Raw genomic sequence first — 18,334 nt, 5'->3', positions numbered from 1 at the left:
ATCCCAATGAAAAAATTATATTATTCTATTTCTTTATTGTTCGTTTTGTTAACAGGAATCTCCTGTTCAAAATTGACCGAGAAGCCCGAAAGTGCATTGGTTTCCGAACAATTTTACCTGAATCAAGGACAAGCAGTGGCCGCAGTAACGGGTACTTATCGAAAACTGTATGAGACGGGGCAATCGTTGTACAACAGCTTATTCCAGATCGGCGTGGAGATGGCAACAGATGACTATGAAGCAGGACCCCGGGCGCGAAATGCCCATGTGCGCGCCATCAGTAATTTAACCCACGACGCCTCAAACGATCGGATGGAACAACTCTGGAAACAAAGTTATGATGCCATTAACGCGTCAAATCTAAATATCGTTAATATCGAAGCGATGAACCAAAATCAGATCGATGCCACGGTACAACAACGCCTAGTCAACGAAGCTAAATTTTTGCGTGCATTACATTACTTCAATCTGGTGCGCTGGTTTGGCCCTGTTCCGCTTGTCATACGTCCCACAGAAGGCTTATCAGCACAAGAATTATACGTGGCAAAAGCTTCAGAAGACGAAGTCTATGCACAGATTATAAACGATCTAAAAGCTGCCTCCAGTCTCCCGAATTATAAGAATTATGGCGATGCGGACAAAGGTCGTGCTACATCCGGTGCGGCTAAAAGCCTCCTGGCCAAGGTATATCTGACCCGATTGGATTGGACTAATGCCAAATTGTTAGCCAAGGATGTGATTGACAAAGAGGGATATGCACTTTTTCCGGATTTTTCAGATGTCTTCAATATCGATAAAAAAAATGGTATTGAACATATTTTTTCAGCACAGTTTAAAGGAAATAGTGGCTATCAAGGGAACTCATTGGCCAGTCGTTCCGCTCCGGCAGATATACCCGGTATCAATGGGGATTATGCCGATGCCCTACATGCTGAAGGTGGCCTGTACAAGAGCTTTGCGCTGACTGATAAACGTCTTTCCGTAACATTTACAACTGGCATGATATCACCCACAGATGGAAAATACTATGCACTAACCAAACCACAATTCAATAAGTATTATGACCAGACCGTAGTCGGCAACCAGGCGCAGTCTTCAAAGAATACCCCCATCATACGATATGCTGAGGTCCTGCTTATTTTGGCAGAAGCGGAAAATGAGTTAAATGGGCCAACGCAGGAAGCGCGTGATGCGATCAATGCCGTCCGTATACGCGCTGGCGTTGAAAAGCTGTCCGATACGGAAAGCAAAGATAGCTTTCGGGAACTGGTATTTGAGGAACGACGCAAGGAATTGGTCTATGAGTACCAACGTTGGTTTGACTTGGTACGTCGTGGAGCAAACTATTACATCACAAAACTAAAAACTGCGGGAAAAACAAATGCTGCAGCGCGACATCTCCATTTTCCAACACCGCAACGGGAGCTGAATTTGAATCCAAAATTGGTTCAACATCCAGACTGGTTGGCTAAATAACGGATGGTATCGCTGTTATGGAACACTCTATTTTTATTCGTACTACAAAACATCATAAATTATGAAAACAATATACATTCTTATCGCACTTTGTCTAAGCTGGACGCTGAATAGGAGTATTGCACAGGACAAACGACCAAATATTGTATTAATTCTGGTTGACGACTTGGGTTTTTCAGACATAGCGCCTTATGGCGGAACAGATTTTCATACCCCAAATTTGACGGAGCTGGCAAAACAGGGTACACGTTTCCAGGAGTTTTATAATAATTCGATCTGTGCGCCGACGCGAGCAACATTATTGACAGGACAATATGCACATCGCGCGGGAATGGGGTATTTTAATGTTAACCTTGGCCTGCCCGCATACCAGGGCTTTTTAAATCACGAGTCGCTGACGCTGGCGGAAGTACTAAAAGGAGCGGGCTATTCTACGATTATCTCCGGAAAATGGCATGTTGGCGATGATTATGACCAATGGCCTGCGCAACGTGGTTTTGAACGCTCCTTTAATTTTGTGGGTGGGGCTTCCAATTTTTATGAAATCAATGGACCTGAAAATCCTACCGTGCCTTTGTATCGAAATAATAAACCTTTCTATCTACCGCAAGGACGTTACCTCACGGACGAGATTACTGATCAGGCAATTGGCTTTCTGCGTGAACAAGAGCAGGATAAAAAACCGTTTTTTCTGTATCTCGCCTTTAACGCACCACATTGGCCTTTACAGGCTCCGGAAGAAGAAACCCAAAAATACAAGGGCGTATATCGGCAGGGCTGGGATAGTCTGCGTGTGAAACGTTATGAAAATGCGGTTCAAAGTGGAGTTTTTCCGAAAGGACAGCCTATTTCGACAAAGGATTCAAGTGTACAGGAATGGAACAAGCTCACCTATGACGAACAGCAATACTGGCAACGTCGACAGCAGGTGTTCGCTGCCATGGTCGATCGCGTCGACCAAAGTATCGGAAAAGTGCGAAAAACCTTGAAGGAACTGAAAAAAGACAAGAATACCATTATCATCTTTTTGTCCGATAACGGCGCACAAGGCGGTGATCGCAACCGCATCTATACCTCGCGGAATACGGAGACTGTAGGGTTGCCTGGTTCCTATGATATGCAAAATAGCAATTGGTCACAAACGGGTAACTCGCCCCTGCGGAGCTATAAAGATAATCCTTATGAAGGTGGTATCGGTGCGCCGTTTATTGTCTGGTTTCCAAAGGAAGTGAAAGCCAATGTTGTTAAGAAAGGTACGGGACACCTGATTGATATCGCCCCGACATTATATGATTTTGCCCAGGCAAAATATCCGTCAAAAGAGGGCAACTTACCCATCAATCCCTTACCAGGCATTAGTCTGAGAGCCTTATTGCATACCGATAAAAGTCAGGTTGAGCGTCCGACTCCATTATTTTGGGAACGAGCCGGCAACAAAGCCGTACGGTATGGTAAATGGAAACTCGTGTCTTTATTCAAAGAGGGGAATAAACCACAGCTGTACAATATCGATGCGGACAGGGGTGAAAACAATAATGTCGCAGATCAATACCCGGAAATTGTTGAAGATCTCGAAGCGCGTTATAAGCTTTGGGCAAAAGAGAATGGGGTAGTGGACTATAAACTGCTGAAAATAAACAGTCAGTTTCGCTAGGCATAAAAGATAGGCTATGAAAACCCTGATGATGTATTCGTACCGAGTGAAGAGAGTTCATCTTTATCGTGGAGACTAAACACATATAAAAATACTTATCAAATGAAAAAACTAACACTATGTATTGCCCTTATTTTTGGTGGTGCAAGTGCTCTTGTGGCACAAAGCAACAAGCCGAATATTATCTTGATTCTTGCCGATGACCTCGGATACTCCGATTTGGGTGCTTATGGATCGGAGATCGCAACCCCCAATCTGGATCGTCTGGCCAGCGAGGGAATACGGTTAAAACAATTTTATAATAACTCCATCTGTGCGCCAACACGCGCATCCCTGATTACAGGTCAGTACCAGCATAAAGCTGGCGTGGGGTATTTTTCCAATGATTTGGGCTTACCGGCTTACCAAGGTTATCTCAATGCTGAATCATTGACGATTGCCGAAGTTCTTCGTGCCAACGGCTACGTCACCGCGACATCAGGCAAATGGCATGTGTCTGGTAAAGGCAAGAGCCTACCTTGGGACCGTGGTTTTGATTTCGTTTTTCCAAGAGAAGAAAAGAATTCAGATTCAGGAGCCCCGACATTTAAAGAAGCAACAGATGCTGCAGGCTACCCCTTGGAAAGCTCTTTTTCTACGGAAGTGATCAATCGGAAGGCCGAAGGTTTTCTAGATCAGATCAAGGGTCAGGATAAACCGTTCTTCCTATATTTAGCACATACGGCACCGCATTGGCCTTTAGTGGCTCTACCACAGGATATTGCCAAGTATAAGGGATACTATGATAAAGGTTGGGAGAGCATCCGTAGGGCACGGTTTAAGCGCCAAAAAGAACTGGGGATAGTTGACAATACGACCACACTTTCCATTGCTGACGAAGATATCTACGACTGGGAACGCTTATCCTTTGATCAAAGACAGCAGTGGGCCAGAAAAATGGAAGTTTTCGCTGCGATGGTCGACCGCCTGGATCAGACAATCGGTAAATTGTTGCAAAAACTCAAAGAAAATGGCCAGTTAGACAATACCTTAATTGTGTTCCTGTCGGATAATGGTGCACCTGCAGAGGACCTCGTCCGTTGGTTCCATGGCGCCCGATTGAACAGTGGGCCAGTGGGTACGGTAGGTTCATTTGAATCACAAAGTAAAAATTGGTCTTATGCATCAAATACGCCGTTCAGGGCATTTAAAGATTACACCTACGAGGGTGGGATCAATGCTCCATTTATCGCCTGGTTTCCGGGGAAAATCGCCAGTGGCATCAAAAAAGGAACTGGCCATATCATCGACCTGGCGCCAACCTTCTATGAACTTGCCGGAGCCATTTATCCCAAGGAATATCAAGGCCATCAGGCAAATAAGCTTCCCGGAAAAAGTTTACTTCCGGTGCTGTTCAATCAGCAGGATACCGTAACGCGTGAAGAAGGTCTTTTTTGGGAGCGGGCTGGAAACCGTGCTGCACGGATAGGGAAGTGGAAGTTGGTGTCCACCTGGCCATCCTACAAGTGGGAACTATATGATCTGGAACAAGATCCGAGCGAACGAAAAGATATTGCGGCACAACATCACGATGTAGTATCGCGCCTATCTACCGCTTATTTTCGTTGGGCCAAGGATAACGGGGTGGTGGACTTTGCTGAATTAGAAAGCAAGGAACCGAGTAGTATGAAGGAGTTTCGGGAAAGTAAGGTGCAGGAGATCGCCGCACCAGCATTTCGTTTTTAAGAAGCAAACCCTTTTTCAATGAAACAAACGTTTTAGGCTTCGGATTGATTGCGGTTGAACCGTTTCACTTTACATTATTTTATAAAAAAGGCACCAAGTTCCAATGGATCGGGTGCCTTTTCGCTAACTGGAGCAATATCCAAATTTATCTGCCTCATTTCTCAATATCGCCCATTGAATTTTATCTTGCTACTTGTTTTCTTCGACTTCAAATACTGTGTCGATTTTCCAATTGGACTTATCTTTGGATGCGGCCACAGCTAAGCGGTCACAACGTTCGTTTAAGGGATGGCCAGCATGGCCTTTTACCCAAACCAATTTGACCTTATGTAGTTTATAAACATTCATCAAACGCATCCAAAGGTCTTTATTTTTTTTGCCGGCAAAGCCCTTTTGGATCCATCCGTATACCCATTTTTTGTCAATGGCATCAATGACATATTTGGAGTCAGAGTATACTGTAACCGGTTGGTTTAAGTTTTTTAATGCTTCGAGCCCTACGATGACGGCCATCAGTTCCATACGGTTATTTGTTGTTTTTCTATATCCTCCTGAAAATTCCTTTTCAATTAATTTTCCCTTGAACGCCTCATTGTCGCCTGTATAGATAGTCCTTAAGATAGTTCCATACCCTCCCGGACCTGGATTTCCACTAGATGCCCCGTCTGTATATAATTCGATCATACCCGCCAAACTTAGATAAATTTGCGTTGAAATACAATTATAATTGTGTGCTGCAATGCTATGTTCTGAGAATCTGCCTATCATATCAAGGAGTTATTCGGTTTAGCAAGAGCGTCTTCGCTGTAATTTATCGCTTACACAATGAAATTCTAATGATTTATATGTATTTTGCTGGCTTAAACTCGTTATGTAATCGATAATTTAACTCTATGAAGTTTCAAAAGGTTTCTCTTTTTGTTCTTTTAGCGTCGGCATGTTTCAACGTCAGCGCTCAGAACACTATTTCAGCTCAAAAAATGGATTGGTTTGAAGACGCCAAGCTAGGGATTTTTATTCATTGGGGGATCTACTCCGTTGACGGGATCTCCGAGTCCTGGTCATTCTTCAATAATTATATTAACCACGATAATTACATCAAACAGCTCGATGGTTTTACAGCCAAAAATTATAAGCCAAAGGAGTGGGCTAAACTTATCAAACAAGCAGGTGCAAAGTATACGGTGATTACAACGAAACATCATGATGGGATTTCCTTGTGGAATACTCAGGCGGATAAAGCGATTACCACCCTAAAAGATGCCGCTGCCAAACAGGACGTTATTACACCATTTGTTCAGGCTATTCAGCAGGAGGGACTGCATACAGGTCTCTATTATTCTCTGCCGGATTGGAGCCATCCTTATTACGATGTATTTACACGTGCAAGAAAACGTTACGAACTTGTCAAAGACCCAAATCGTTGGAACCGCTATGTCGAATATTATCAAAAACAACTCAGCGAATTATCCCAGCAATATAAACCTGAATTGATCTGGTTTGATGGCGACTGGGAGCATAGCGCCGAAGAGTGGAAGTCCAAGGAAACATTGTCGCTTCTACGTAAATACAACCCGAACATCATTATTAATTCGCGCTTGAACCACCATGGCGATTACGAGACTCCTGAACAGGGGATTCCTGTAAGCCGGCCAGATGCTAAATTCTGGGAACTTTGCTATACCATGAACGACTCTTGGGGGTATCAGCCTTTTGACAAGAAATACAAGTCACCCAATATGATTATCCGTACTTTGGTAGACTGTATTTCCATGGGTGGAAACCTCCTCCTGGATATCGGCCCAAAAGCTGACGGTAGCATCCCCGAAGAGCAGATGAATATTTTGAAGCAGTTGGGAAGATGGACGAATAAACACGCGTCGGCAATATATGGTACAAGAGCAGGTATTCCATTCGAAAATTACAACGGGAAGTCCGCTTTGTCAAAAGATGGAAAAACCCTCTATCTCTACCTATATGAACAAAAACCACAATTGCAGTTAAAGGGGGTGCTGAATGATGCTATTCAGGCGGTTTCTGTTGTTGGAGATGCTGCGTCTAAGGTAACTGCAGTATCGTTGGATGAAAAAGTCCAATTGGACCTGGCAAAAGTTAACTTTGATCAGGACGTCACGGTATTGGCCTTGACATTCAAAAACAAGGTACAGTGGCACACACCTCGGGAAGAAGCTATTAGTTTACAAGCTGTACTTGACAACAAGCAAACCAATACCGCATTAAATCAAATCGCATCAGTGCTCCATAGTGGAAAAAATATCTTCGATCATTCCGGTTTAACTATAGATGGTATGGAGTCAAAGCTTCCTGTGGGAAATTTGACAAATCCAGCCGTTTTAGATTGGGTTAAGAAGCATGCAGAAGCACTTTATGATACTGGAAAGGGACTACCTGAAGGACATTATGAAGGTTTAAGTGCGCTTTCAAAGGATCGTCAGACCCTTTACCTTTTTGTCGAAGGGACGCCAACAGGCCCTATTGCGCTCAAAGGAATAAAAAACGGTATTGCTCGGATTCGACTGGTGGGTGAAGGATCCATGATTAATCATGAGATTTTCAATAAACTTTACTGGAGCAGTATTCCCGGGATTGTTTATATTCAGGCACCAAAGGAACGCTTGGATAAAAATATGACTGTTATAGCGGTGTTATTGGATTCGCCTTTGGCATTGCATCGCGAGAAAGTTGGCGCCATTGAAAATAATTTATGACATCACCGTTATGGCGGGAATTATTTTTATACTAAATTAGACGGATGAGTCTATTGCATACTTTTCTTGCATCCCTGTCTGTGGTCGCACTAAGCGTGTCCTGTGCTGCCGGAGATGGAAATAAAATGGAACGACAACGTGCGGATTCGCTAGCGAATAAAGTGGTTGAGGGAAAAATAAATCTGGAATGGCTGGCCAATTCAGATGAATTTATGTATTTCAATGAGAAATACTTTCACGAGGCGGCTGATTTGAAAACGATACCGAAGTTTGACAAGGTACAGATTCAAATTGTAACCTATCGTATTTATAAGCATGTCAAGCTGTCGGATAACCGTTATCATTTTGCAGTAAAACAGGCAAAAGATCTGCATATACCCAATAAGGCCTTTGTATATTACCAGCGTTCTTTCGATGAGATGAACCGAAAGGCCGCCGCTAGCAAAGATTCCATTCGGCTGGAGCTTCCTGATAACTACGCTATTAAATTGATAAACGAGTAAAGAACTCGTCTCTTGTTAAAAAAGTTATCCTTTTGAGCTCAATAGATTCATCAGATTTATTTATTTTTAAGGGACTAAGCAAGCACATGGAAAAGAAAAATATCGTTGTATTAACAGGAGCTGGGATTTCTGCCGAAAGTGGCATACCTACTTTTAGGGATGCAAATGGACTATGGGAGGGACATGATGTGATGGCTGTAGCCTCTATTGAAGGCTGGAAAAAAAATCCGGCGCTTGTTCAGGAATTTTACAACCTTAGACGGAAGGCTGCGCTAGCTGCAAGGCCAAATGCGGCGCATCTCGCGTTACGTCACTTGGAATCAGCCTATCAGGTCACGATCGTCACACAAAATGTCGATTTGTTGCACGAGCAGGCCGGCTCTACAAAGATTATACATTTACATGGTCGGTTGGATCAATCCAAGTCATCCATTGACGATCGTTTGATTTACCAGGTAGAAGGCGAAGAAATAAAAATGGGAGATCTTTGTGAAAAAGGAAGTCAACTGCGACCGAATATCGTGTGGTTTGGTGAAGCTGTTCCGGAGATTGAACGCGCAATGTCCTATGTTTCAAGAGCAGATATCCTCATTATTATCGGAACTTCCTTACAGGTTTATCCAGCCGCCGGGCTGCGGCAATTTGCGCCTCATTATTGCCGGTCTTTTTTGATCGACAAGCAAATTCCGAACAGTACAACATTAGGTCGGATAAAGTGTTTTGAGGAAGCAGCCACCGTAGCGGTTCCGATCTTGGTCAAACAGTTGCTTCAGGAGGCTTCAGTTAAAGATTAATGTAGCAGCGGATTATAAACTTCAAATAAACCTCATCCTGAAAAATGGAATTAAAACAAAAAAAATGAAAAGAATAATAGGACTGATTTGTAGTTCAGTATTGGCTATCTCTTGCCACAATAACGCAGAGATCAAGGTAAATAATAGTACAAATAATGCCCCGATACAATTGGATAGTGCCCAAGCAAAACATTTGCTTACATTGCCATTGCATTGTATTGAAATAGAATATCCGAACAAATTGGGACAAGTACTCGGAAGTGATCAGGATTTGAAGGGACCGCGTACATTACATCCGATTTTTTACGGTTGCTTTGACTGGCATTCCTCAGTCCATGGTTATTGGTCAATTGTACGAATTTTAAAGCAATTTCCTGATTTGGATAAGTCCGGCGTAATCCGGAAACAGCTGAACAGGAATATCACTGCAGAAAATGCGGCAACTGAATTAGCTTTCTTTCAGGATAAGAATAATAAAAACTTTGAGCGCACCTATGGTTGGGCCTGGTTATTACAATTGCAGAAAGAACTACTAACCTGGAAAGATCCAGATGCGGAACGCTGGGCAAAAATTCTCGATCCGATGGTAAAACATATCATGAAAGCCTATCAGGAATATTTGCCAAAATTGGTTTATCCAATTCGAACCGGCTATCATGATAATTCTGCTTTTGGCCTATCGCTGGCATTGGATTTTGCGCGAGGAACAAATCAGGTTGCTTTCGAAAAATCATTAATGACAAATGCTGTAAGGCTGTATAGCCATGACAAAAATTGTAATATCTCCTTTGAGCCTAGCGGAAGCGACTTCCTTTCACCCTGTCTTGAAGAGGCACTTTGCATGAGTGCGGTTTTAAGACAGGATGAATATCGAAAATGGCTGAAGGATTTTCTGCCTGATCTTTTCAATCCGGATTTTAACTTGGAACCCGGCATTGTGAAAGACCGTACAGACGGGCACTTGGTTCATCTGGATGGATTAAATTTTAGCCGGGCGACTTGTCTAAATGGTATTGCAAAGGCACTTCCTGAGCTAAATCATCTGCATGGTTTAGCCAATAAACATCTAAAATATTCACTGCCCAATATTACTTCCAAAGACGACTATATGGGTTCACATTGGTTGGGTACTTTTGCGCTCTATGCACTTTCCAAAAATTAATGCCCACAATCAAGTGAAAGCCGTGAACCGAGGTCTGGAGCAACAATAACAAAATAGAGTCCCTGTATATTCAAACACAGGGACTCTATTTTACATATTTGTCTCACCCCATTCATCCATAAGGATTAAAATATTTTCCAATGAGCGTCCCAATGCTGTTAGTTCATATTCCACCTTCGGGGGGACTTGTTGATAGACAATACGGTTGACCAGTTTGTCCTGTTCAAGTTCCTTCAGTTTAGCAATAAGCATACGCTCTGAAATGCCGACGAGCCTTTTTCGCAATTCACCATAACGTAGTTTGTCCTCATGCAAGAGATAAGAAAGAATATTTATTTTCCATCTTCCTCCAATCGCAGATAAAGTGAAGGCAATGCCACAATGATCCTTCCAGTAGCTTTCGTTGATCGTGTTGGTGGAGTTTTCTTTTCTGTTATTCATACTTACTTTTCTGTTCGTATCATACAATTTCGTGCGTACTGTTATTCATGCAATTTAATAAAGAAATTTGTAGCTCACCTCATAAAGTATAAAATGGAAACTATAAAATTTGTCGTTCATTGGTTGAGTTATGCCTATTACCTCTATGTATTTGGATATGCCTCATTATTCAAAGTTTTTCAGAAGCAGTCCATGATGCAAAGCATGGACTCTTTAGGTTTTAATAAGACCGGGACACTAGGTATCGGCGTAGGCGAGTTGCTAGGGGTTTTACTCCTTCTGATTGGTTTGTACAAACCAGAATTCAAAACCGTAGGGATTTTACTTTTGTTTCCATTTGCAATAGGCGCTTTTACGGCACATATGGCTCATGGAGAATACCAACATTTTTACAATTCATTGGTGATGTGTATTCTTAGCGTTGTTTTACTGGCAACGGACAAAAATTTTAAAATTATTATTTAGCGTTTTGATCGCACAGATCAGGAATGTTTTATTTTATTGAAATATTCCTGGTCTGTGCTATTTTTTTAATTCTTTTTATAGAAGGAATAACTTTTATGAAAACAATCATTTATGCCGCACCGCGGATAACGCGCAACAATACCACTATAATTGCGATAACCAACAATGTGTGAATGATATTTCCTGTCGCATACCCTCCCAAAAAACTAATTGCCCAAAAGATGACTAAAATAACGGCGATAATGTATAATAAATTTCCCATAATTTTGATGTATTTTTTTATTAATAACAGTAGCTGTTTAATGATTGTTTTGGAATAAAAAACAAACTATGTTCCGTTGGCTATTGTTAGCCTGTTAAAGATCACCATTGTGAGAAAGTTTAATCATTAAAAAAACTAATACCATGGCAAAAGCTTATTTACAAGTAACCTTAAAAATTAATAATAGCGATAAAGGTGCCGTATCAGGCATATTTGACAAATTTAGGGACTCGTTTATTGATCAGATAAAAGGCGCAACTTCGATAGAATTGCTAATTGGGGATGGTTATATCCAATTATTACATGTTTTTGATACGGTTGAAGACGCACACGCATTTTTATCAACGGAGTTGTATAATAATAACATTCTTTTTGCCCTGAAATCCCTAATGGTCGATACACCTCAGGTCAGTATATATGCTGTCTTATAGTAACGGTTTTAAGGAAACAACGAAATAGGATCTGTATTTCAGGGAGCGCAAATCTAAAGGATATGAACAAAATACAATTTTTCAAGGCACAACTTAAACAGATTAGAAACTCGCTCCTGATTCAGCGTGAACGTTTAGCAGTAGCAGAGAGCGTTACTGCTGGCCTGCTACAGTTTGCCTGTGCACAAATGGAAAGTGCGATGGATGTCTATGGGGGAGGAATGACAGCATACACCCTAGAAGAAAAAATCCGTCTATTGGATGTTGATGCAGAGGAAGCCCAAAAGTGTGACTGTGTGTCACCGCTTATCGCTGAACAAATGGCGGTAAGGATAGCGACTTTATTTCATACGGAATGGGGAATCGCGACGACGGGTTATGCGACTATCGTGCCCGAATCAAAAGGGAAATTATACGCATTTTTTTCAATCGCTTACCATGAACGGATTGTTCATACTGAAAAAGTGGAACTAGAAGCAAATACCAAAGCCGAGGAAGCGCAAAGGATTTATGTCATTAGGGCACTTCGGGCATTTTACTTGGCTCTAAAGAATCAGAGTAGATCGGAAATTATCAGCGTATAAATAGAAACGTCTCTCTAATTGGAGAGACGCTATTCCTTATGCTTCCTGTTTTAAATCAAAAGAACGGTAATTCTTGTAATGTACTAAGGATCGTATCGGCGTTGATAGGCTGGATAGTACCTCGAGATATACCTTTGCAACCATTTTCCAGGTTGTCTGTTCGCCGTAACTACGCGCTTTGAAACGATGCCAAGCAAGCAGTCTTCGAGATTTATAAAGCAATTGGATATTCTCGCTCATTGTTTGAATATCGTTGAAGGGAGTGAGAATTCCCCGCTCGTCTGTCAAGAGATCTGTTGCATGCCAATATGGTGTCGAAATGACTGCTGCACCCGCACCGACAGCAAATGATAATGTCCCGCTACTGATTTGTTGTTCATGTTGATAGGGGGATAAATAAATATCACAAGCTGTTAAGTATTCTTTCAGTTGCTCATCACTTAAAAATTCATCTACAAAAACTACTTTATCTTGTAATTTCAACTGAGCCACTAGGCTTTGTAATTCAAAACGATAGGATTCACCTTCGTGAGCCAGAACATTCGGATGTGTTTTGCCCACGATCAGGTATTTGAAATTTGCTAAATCCAATCCTTCCAGGGAGCGGATTGCATATTCAAGTCCTTTGCTTCGACCAATTAAGCCGAAAGTCATCATCACAAAATTATCTTGAAAACCTAATCTGTATTTTGCTAACCCTTGGTTGTAATCAAATTGTGGCACGCCGTGAGGAATCACTTTAATTTTTTTATCGTCAACCATAGGGAACAGTTCCATTAACAATTCACTTCCTTTTGGTGATAAGGATACCACAGCCTGCGATTTTATGAGGAGCGATTCCATAATCTCCTTTTGACGCAATGAGGGAGATTGCAATATGGTATGAAAGATGGTTAGCAAGGGTGTATTTAAACTATTGGCAAGCTGATTAATAAATAGGCCATCAGCGCCACCAAATATACCATACTCATGTTGAATAATACAGTAGTTATATTCTTCATTGATAATATGAGCGGCTTGAATATAGCTATCCAATCTTTCCTTGTCAATAACAAAACGAACAGACGGATCGAATTCTTCAACGCCGGATCTGGATACAGCGATCACATCTATGATGGTATTCCCGTCCGCACTCATGCCTCGTTTAAGATCTTTTGTGAAAGTTGCCAATCCACATTCCTGGGGTGGATAGGTACTTATAATAACGATTCTTCTCATACACTTAGGCTTTTTTGCTGTCTTCTTTCTCGTTATCAACAGGAATATCCAAAATAGCCATCAATAATAGATAATATCCCTTTTCTAATCCCATTTTTTTTGCTTTTTGATCTATATTTTCCATGTTAAGTATTATGATTAAGGTGTTATAGTTTTTTTTCCTTTCGTAAATCAAAAGCTGTACCCAAAAGACCGTATTTATGACATATCCGTAGTTTTCAAATGTGTAATCCGTATAGTATGGTGTATTTGCCGCAAAAAAACTTTTTGACCAGGTATTTTTCCCCGAGTAAGAAATTTATTCCATCGCCTAAAAAAGTATTTGCCACAGCTATTTATTTTTGCCTTCATTCTAAACAATATGCGCCGGCTTATGGTTTATCTACGGAATTATAACAAGGGCCTTATGAAGAGTCCTAAAAATGTATTTTATTAAATATGATGGAAAAGAATAACTCTAAATAAAATCAATGATCATTTGCTAACGATCGTACATTCTTAGCCTGGATAACCACGAGTTTGGGTATCATCCATTAATGCACAATTCAAAAATGACAATGGATATTGAACATAAGAATTCTGGGGCTTTTGGTATTTCGATTATTATTATCGGTTCTGTTACCGTAGTATTGGCATACATCCTGCTCTCTCATTATTGGCCTTCTTCAGGTTTTTTTGCGAAATTTTTGGTAAAATAGTAGATTTAGTGCAGGCTTTGCCTCAGCTTACTAGCTTTTCATATTCATTCTTTCTTCTTGAAGGTCAAGCAGACGTAAGTGTTTTCGGATAATTTCCTCATCAAGCAAAAGCTCTTCACGATTTTTATTGATCAGCCATACCCGTTGAGTTTCCAGAATGTCAATATAGATTTTTCGATATTCAGCGTAATTAATGATGATTTCCGAACTCATCAATTGATTTTCATATTTCTGCAATTGGTCCTTCAATGTAGGGAAGCTATCTACTTTGTCTGCATAGTCCTGACGGATTTTATCCACTGCTACCTGAGCGAGCTTGTTTTGAATTTCGTAATCTATTTCCTTTTCCGTTCTCACAAAATCCCGGTCTACAAGCGGGAATTTTTTCAATAAAAAGGGAAGGGTAAGTCCTTGGACAAGTAATGTTAAAAGAATGGTGACAAATGTGATAAAGAGAATCAGATTTCTTTGTGGAAAAGGTGTGCCGTCAGCCAAAGTCAAGGGTATTGAAAGTGCGGCGGCCAAAGAAACCACACCCCGCATTCCGGTCCAGCCAATGATCAGGGGAGTTTTCCATCCGGGAGACTGCGCATCCGCCACAGTGATGAAATTTCTCATAATTAATGTGGTAATTACCGCCGCATAACCAGCGAGAATTCGTACAATAATTAGTACAGCGGTAACCGCCAGGCCATAACCGATTGCTGTATAAATATCAGTGTCGCCCAATCCATTAACAATTTCGGGTAGATCCAAACCGATAAGCATGAAAACAATTCCGTTAAGCAGAAAACAAAAGCTTTCCCAAACCGTTACAGTACGAATTCTGGAGGCGCTACTCAAAAAGTCGTGACTTCGATAAGATAGAAACAAGCCACCGCTTACTACCGCCAAGACCCCAGAAGCGTGAAATTCTTCCGTAACCAAATACATGGAGAAGGGCGCAATGAAAGTCAATAATATATCTGTATTTGGATCGGTAGGCAAAATCTTGTGCATTTTAAGGAAAATATAGGCCATTGTGATTCCTATACCTACGCCGCCTACACACATCCACACAAAGTTTCCTGCCGCTTCATACCATACAAATTGTCCTGTTGCGGCTGCAATCATCGCAAAACGGAAAATTATTAACGAAGAAGCATCATTCAACAAACTTTCTCCTTCAAGAACGGAAGCCAATCTTTTCGGCACTTTTACAAATTTCAAAATTGCACCTGCACTTACTGCATCGGGAGGAGAAACAATTCCACCCAATAAAAAGCCCAAGGCCAAAGAAAATCCGGGGATAAAATAGTTTGCGAAAATCGCTACCGATAATGCTGTAAAAAACACGACAACAAAAGCGAAGCTGAAAATAATTCTGCGCCATCGCCAAAGCTCCTTCCAGGAGGTTGACCAGGCCGCTTCATACAGTAAAGGTGGCAGAAAAATAATAAATATTAATTCAGGTTCTATTTTTATGGGTGGTACTCCCGGAATAAAACTTATTAAAAGCCCAGCCACCACAAGCAAAACAGGATAGGCGACCCGAATTTTTTTTGCCAGCATAATAAGCATGGTGATCAATAGAACCAAAAAAAGATAGAATGCGAAATTTTCTAACATGTATAAGTTTTAGATACATAAATATATATTAAATTTTTAAAAACATGTAGGGGCTTTCTAAAATTTAGGCCGACCCTAAATGTTGTTCAACCCGTTTCGATAGCAATGGTCAATTGACCTTGAAACTGGAGTAACACCCTATCAACAGGCAAAACAGGCGGGCTGCACACATGGATTGCTTGCGAGCGAAAATCTATATGATAGTTTAGCTCAAGCTTATTAGAAAGCCGGCCAGAAAGTCAAGGCGAAGCAGCGTTAAAAAAAGATGCTCGAAATTAATTCTAGGAACGACAAAGCAATTAAGACTTTTTTTTTCCTAATTTGCGACATGTCAATGCAAGCAAATACGTATCAATTATTTTCCGACGGAATTCTGTCCATCTGGAAAAATCAAGGAGTATCCTATATTAAGGTTGAGGAACTATCTACAATAGAGGGGATCACTTTTTTTGAGCTGATACCCGATGCTGAACTTTTGGATGGCGGTGAGGTAGATACGCTTTATGCCATAGGTTCTGAGGATGTGGATGATATGCTATTATTTAGTAAAAATGTTAGGTTTGTCGTTCACAAGATCTACTTAGAAGAAGATTAGGTCGAATATTTGTGTAAAATAAGAAACGGCATTCTGAAAATTGAATATTAGTAATAATGGTAAAGCTTTGCTTATAATGCGCTTATTCAAATGACAAAAACGAGATTCAGTGCTGGAATATTACTGTATAAATTTCAGGGAACAGAAATTTCCTTTTTTCTGGTTCATCCCGGCGGTCCCTTCTTTGCAAAAAAAGACGAAGGATGGTGGACCGTGCCCAAGGGGGAGGTGGAAGACAATGAAAGTGACCTGGAGGCAGCTAAGAGAGAGTTTCAGGAGGAAACTGGGTATTTGCCCCACGGGAATTTTATACGATTAAATCCTGTTAAGCAAAAAGGTGGAAAAATTGTACAGTGCTGGGCTGTTGAGAGCGACATCGACACAAACGGTCTTGTAAGTAATAATTTTGAGCTGGAATGGCCACCAAAATCGGGTAGGACACAGACATATCCGGAAATAGACAGTGGCGCCTGGTTTACAATGGAAGAGGCCAAGAGGAAAATCAATGTGCAGCAAATTTCTTTCCTTGAACAAATAGCGGCTATTTTTTGTTGAAATAAGGGTTGAATACCCGAATCAGAAATCGGTATCGAATATGTTTGGGGAAAGGAAAGAAAGAAACTACTACAGATGGTTGGTCCGCGGAACTTAAAAATAATATCTATACCGAAGATTGGAATTTATCATTTTTGCGAGATAAGATCTTTTGGGTAGGGAAGGAAATTGAACCGAGCTAAAATAATATGTTAAATAACAAAAGGTCGCGCATTTATACGTTATGAAAAAAACTATCTTTCAATTTTGGCTGGTCAATATTCTGATAAGCATTACCCTATCCGTTCTGTATAGAATTGCTATCAATGACCTGAACTCCGCTGATAATACCCTTTTTGAAAGGTTTATGAGTATATTGGATCTATTGATAAATCTGGGGCTATCAACGGTGTACCTTGTTGTGATCGTTTTTAGTTCCCTATCATTTTTTCTCAATCAAATTGAAAAAATCAGGTATAATTATCTTTTGTCGTTTTTGACATTTTCAGGGATACCCTTCTTCTGCGTTCTTGTTCTGGGAGCTGAGGTTTTGATCAACTATTATCGATATGATATCATACTTCCGCCGCTAAAGCTGCTGCTGCTCTTTTCAATAGTTTATTTAACATGCACAGTTGTCGAATTTTTGTTATTCAGGAAAAAAGTAGAAAAGACATATAGCTGATTTTTTTAGCAAACCAACAAATCGCTATTGATATCACATTATCAATAGCGATTGTTTACTGCCGGGAGCATATCGGCGCTTAGGTCAGCACTTCATCGATTATGCCGAATTCTTTTGCCTCAGCCGCAACCATCCAATGATCTCTATCGCTGACATCATGGACCTTCTGATAAGCTTGTCCGCTATGTTTGACGATAATGTCATAAAGTTCTTTTTTTATTTTCAAAACTTGATTGGCTGTAATTTCAATGTCCGAGGCTTGCCCTTGGACACCGCCTAAAGGCTGATGTAACATGACCCGCGCGTGTGCCAGGGCACTCCGCTTGCCCGCAGCACCACCGCATAATAAGATTGCGCCAAAGGAGAGTGCCATACCCGTACAGATTGTTGCGACGTCAGGACTGATTAATTGCATGGTATCATAAATGCCCAGCCCCGCATAAACTTCGCCTCCTGGAGAATTGATATACATGTGTATATCTTTTTTGGGATCGACAGATTGTAGAAATAATAATTGAGCCTGTACAATGTTGGCGATATTGGATTCGACAGGTGCCCCCATAAATATAATACGATCCATCATCAATCTGGAAAATACATCCATTTGCGATACCCTTAATTCGCGTTCCTCAGTAATGTAGGGCGTCATCGCTAAAGGGACATTATTGCGTTCAACGCTGCTTAAATAATTATCTACCCGATCTTTTGGGACATAGCAGTGCCCGACCGCAAATTTGCGGAACTCATTTTTATCAATATTCATGATTTTT

At 41.0% G+C, this 18,334-nt stretch carries 18 protein-coding genes; 12 read left to right on the top strand and 6 right to left on the bottom strand.

What is annotated here, in order from left to right; translation table 11 throughout:
• Nucleotides 1-6: 6 nt before the first annotated feature.
• From G6053_RS16270 to G6053_RS16260, 3 genes are all read left to right on the top strand, one after another.
• Nucleotides 7-1,476, top strand: a complete 1,470-nt coding sequence (locus G6053_RS16270) for a RagB/SusD family nutrient uptake outer membrane protein (protein WP_165307184.1) — start codon at nt 7-9, stop codon at nt 1,474-1,476.
• A gap of 61 nt (nt 1,477-1,537) precedes the next feature.
• Nucleotides 1,538-3,130: an arylsulfatase gene (locus G6053_RS16265; RefSeq protein WP_165307182.1), complete on the top strand. Its 1,593-nt coding sequence runs from the start codon at nt 1,538-1,540 to the stop codon at nt 3,128-3,130.
• 102 nt (nt 3,131-3,232) lie between these two features.
• Nucleotides 3,233-4,855: an arylsulfatase gene (locus G6053_RS16260; RefSeq protein WP_165307180.1), complete on the top strand. Its 1,623-nt coding sequence runs from the start codon at nt 3,233-3,235 to the stop codon at nt 4,853-4,855.
• Nucleotides 4,856-5,044: 189 nt separating this feature from the next.
• Here the strand turns inward: G6053_RS16260 and rnhA are convergent, their stop codons facing one another.
• A complete protein-coding gene (rnhA, locus tag G6053_RS16255; RefSeq protein ID WP_165309656.1) occupies nt 5,045-5,539 on the bottom strand; it encodes a ribonuclease HI in 495 nt (164 codons plus the stop codon).
• Nucleotides 5,540-5,748: 209 nt separating this feature from the next.
• Here rnhA and G6053_RS16250 point away from each other — a divergent pair, with 209 nt between their 5' ends.
• From G6053_RS16250 to G6053_RS16235, 4 genes are all read left to right on the top strand, one after another.
• Entirely contained in the window at nt 5,749-7,584 is a 1,836-nt protein-coding gene (locus tag G6053_RS16250; RefSeq protein WP_165307178.1) for an alpha-L-fucosidase, read from the top strand.
• Nucleotides 7,585-7,628: 44 nt separating this feature from the next.
• Nucleotides 7,629-8,087 (top strand): hypothetical protein, encoded by a 459-nt coding sequence (locus G6053_RS16245; protein WP_165307176.1) that lies wholly within the window; start codon nt 7,629-7,631, stop codon nt 8,085-8,087.
• A gap of 86 nt (nt 8,088-8,173) precedes the next feature.
• Nucleotides 8,174-8,881 carry a Sir2 family NAD-dependent protein deacetylase gene (locus G6053_RS16240; RefSeq protein WP_165307174.1) on the top strand — a complete coding sequence of 236 codons (708 nt, stop codon included), beginning with the start codon at nt 8,174-8,176 and terminating at the stop codon, nt 8,879-8,881.
• A gap of 64 nt (nt 8,882-8,945) precedes the next feature.
• The gene (locus G6053_RS16235; protein WP_165307172.1) at nt 8,946-10,043 is read left to right on the top strand and encodes a DUF2891 domain-containing protein; all 1,098 of its coding nucleotides are present in this window, start codon (nt 8,946-8,948) and stop codon (nt 10,041-10,043) included.
• A 90-nt stretch (nt 10,044-10,133) separates the two neighbouring features.
• Here the strand turns inward: G6053_RS16235 and G6053_RS16230 are convergent, their stop codons facing one another.
• Nucleotides 10,134-10,484: a helix-turn-helix domain-containing protein gene (locus tag G6053_RS16230; protein WP_108633823.1), complete on the bottom strand. Its 351-nt coding sequence runs from the start codon at nt 10,482-10,484 to the stop codon at nt 10,134-10,136.
• Between the two features lie 93 nt (nt 10,485-10,577).
• Here G6053_RS16230 and G6053_RS16225 point away from each other — a divergent pair, with 93 nt between their 5' ends.
• A complete protein-coding gene (locus G6053_RS16225; RefSeq protein ID WP_165307170.1) occupies nt 10,578-10,949 on the top strand; it encodes a DoxX family protein in 372 nt (123 codons plus the stop codon).
• A gap of 109 nt (nt 10,950-11,058) precedes the next feature.
• On the opposite strand, the gene G6053_RS16220 is transcribed toward G6053_RS16225, so the two are convergent.
• Complete coding sequence (locus tag G6053_RS16220) at nt 11,059-11,211, bottom strand: lmo0937 family membrane protein (protein ID WP_165307168.1); 153 nt, start codon at nt 11,209-11,211, stop codon at nt 11,059-11,061.
• 143 nt (nt 11,212-11,354) lie between these two features.
• On the opposite strand from G6053_RS16220, the gene G6053_RS16215 reads away from it, so the two are divergent.
• Nucleotides 11,355-11,642 (top strand): hypothetical protein, encoded by a 288-nt coding sequence (locus G6053_RS16215; RefSeq protein WP_108633826.1) that lies wholly within the window; start codon nt 11,355-11,357, stop codon nt 11,640-11,642.
• Between the two features lie 62 nt (nt 11,643-11,704).
• A complete protein-coding gene (locus G6053_RS16210) occupies nt 11,705-12,226 on the top strand; it encodes a CinA family protein (RefSeq protein ID WP_165307166.1) in 522 nt (173 codons plus the stop codon).
• A 36-nt stretch (nt 12,227-12,262) separates the two neighbouring features.
• On the opposite strand, the gene G6053_RS16205 is transcribed toward G6053_RS16210, so the two are convergent.
• The gene (locus G6053_RS16205) at nt 12,263-13,444 is read right to left on the bottom strand and encodes a glycosyltransferase (RefSeq protein ID WP_165307164.1); all 1,182 of its coding nucleotides are present in this window, start codon (nt 13,442-13,444) and stop codon (nt 12,263-12,265) included.
• A gap of 728 nt (nt 13,445-14,172) precedes the next feature.
• Nucleotides 14,173-15,750 (bottom strand): Na+/H+ antiporter, encoded by a 1,578-nt coding sequence (locus G6053_RS16195; RefSeq protein WP_165307162.1) that lies wholly within the window; start codon nt 15,748-15,750, stop codon nt 14,173-14,175.
• A gap of 334 nt (nt 15,751-16,084) precedes the next feature.
• On the opposite strand from G6053_RS16195, the gene G6053_RS16190 reads away from it, so the two are divergent.
• Together G6053_RS16190 and G6053_RS16185 are read left to right on the top strand one after the other, a co-directional pair.
• A complete protein-coding gene (locus G6053_RS16190) occupies nt 16,085-16,345 on the top strand; it encodes a hypothetical protein (protein WP_241254750.1) in 261 nt (86 codons plus the stop codon).
• A gap of 90 nt (nt 16,346-16,435) precedes the next feature.
• A complete protein-coding gene (locus tag G6053_RS16185) occupies nt 16,436-16,900 on the top strand; it encodes an NUDIX domain-containing protein (protein ID WP_165307159.1) in 465 nt (154 codons plus the stop codon).
• 743 nt (nt 16,901-17,643) lie between these two features.
• Here the strand turns inward: G6053_RS16185 and G6053_RS16180 are convergent.
• Nucleotides 17,644-18,327 carry an ATP-dependent Clp protease proteolytic subunit gene (locus G6053_RS16180; protein ID WP_108633833.1) on the bottom strand — a complete coding sequence of 228 codons (684 nt, stop codon included), beginning with the start codon at nt 18,325-18,327 and terminating at the stop codon, nt 17,644-17,646.
• Nucleotides 18,328-18,334: the final 7 nt, after the last annotated feature.

The organism is Sphingobacterium sp. DR205, assembly GCF_011064245.1.
In the GTDB taxonomy this organism is placed as follows: domain Bacteria; phylum Bacteroidota; class Bacteroidia; order Sphingobacteriales; family Sphingobacteriaceae; genus Sphingobacterium; species Sphingobacterium athyrii.
Note: the sequence above shows the minus strand (reverse complement) of the source record. Positions and strands in the feature narration are given on the sequence as shown.

What these genes read in the sequence shown, in the direction of transcription:
- G6053_RS16270 (WP_165307184.1), top strand. Translation starts at nt 7, where the DNA reads ATGAAAAAATTATATTATTCTATTTCTTTATTGTTCGTTTTGTTAACA.
- G6053_RS16265 (WP_165307182.1), top strand. Translation starts at nt 1,538, where the DNA reads ATGAAAACAATATACATTCTTATCGCACTTTGTCTAAGCTGGACGCTG.
- G6053_RS16260 (WP_165307180.1), top strand. Translation starts at nt 3,233, where the DNA reads ATGAAAAAACTAACACTATGTATTGCCCTTATTTTTGGTGGTGCAAGT.
- rnhA (WP_165309656.1), bottom strand. Translation starts at nt 5,539, where the DNA reads ATGATCGAATTATATACAGACGGGGCATCTAGTGGAAATCCAGGTCCG.
- G6053_RS16250 (WP_165307178.1), top strand. Translation starts at nt 5,749, where the DNA reads ATGAAGTTTCAAAAGGTTTCTCTTTTTGTTCTTTTAGCGTCGGCATGT.
- G6053_RS16245 (WP_165307176.1), top strand. Translation starts at nt 7,629, where the DNA reads ATGAGTCTATTGCATACTTTTCTTGCATCCCTGTCTGTGGTCGCACTA.
- G6053_RS16240 (WP_165307174.1), top strand. Translation starts at nt 8,174, where the DNA reads ATGGAAAAGAAAAATATCGTTGTATTAACAGGAGCTGGGATTTCTGCC.
- G6053_RS16235 (WP_165307172.1), top strand. Translation starts at nt 8,946, where the DNA reads ATGAAAAGAATAATAGGACTGATTTGTAGTTCAGTATTGGCTATCTCT.
- G6053_RS16230 (WP_108633823.1), bottom strand. Translation starts at nt 10,484, where the DNA reads ATGAATAACAGAAAAGAAAACTCCACCAACACGATCAACGAAAGCTAC.
- G6053_RS16225 (WP_165307170.1), top strand. Translation starts at nt 10,578, where the DNA reads ATGGAAACTATAAAATTTGTCGTTCATTGGTTGAGTTATGCCTATTAC.
- G6053_RS16220 (WP_165307168.1), bottom strand. Translation starts at nt 11,211, where the DNA reads ATGGGAAATTTATTATACATTATCGCCGTTATTTTAGTCATCTTTTGG.
- G6053_RS16215 (WP_108633826.1), top strand. Translation starts at nt 11,355, where the DNA reads ATGGCAAAAGCTTATTTACAAGTAACCTTAAAAATTAATAATAGCGAT.
- G6053_RS16210 (WP_165307166.1), top strand. Translation starts at nt 11,705, where the DNA reads ATGAACAAAATACAATTTTTCAAGGCACAACTTAAACAGATTAGAAAC.
- G6053_RS16205 (WP_165307164.1), bottom strand. Translation starts at nt 13,444, where the DNA reads ATGAGAAGAATCGTTATTATAAGTACCTATCCACCCCAGGAATGTGGA.
- G6053_RS16195 (WP_165307162.1), bottom strand. Translation starts at nt 15,750, where the DNA reads ATGTTAGAAAATTTCGCATTCTATCTTTTTTTGGTTCTATTGATCACC.
- G6053_RS16190 (WP_241254750.1), top strand. Translation starts at nt 16,085, where the DNA reads ATGCAAGCAAATACGTATCAATTATTTTCCGACGGAATTCTGTCCATC.
- G6053_RS16185 (WP_165307159.1), top strand. Translation starts at nt 16,436, where the DNA reads ATGACAAAAACGAGATTCAGTGCTGGAATATTACTGTATAAATTTCAG.
- G6053_RS16180 (WP_108633833.1), bottom strand. Translation starts at nt 18,327, where the DNA reads ATGAATATTGATAAAAATGAGTTCCGCAAATTTGCGGTCGGGCACTGC.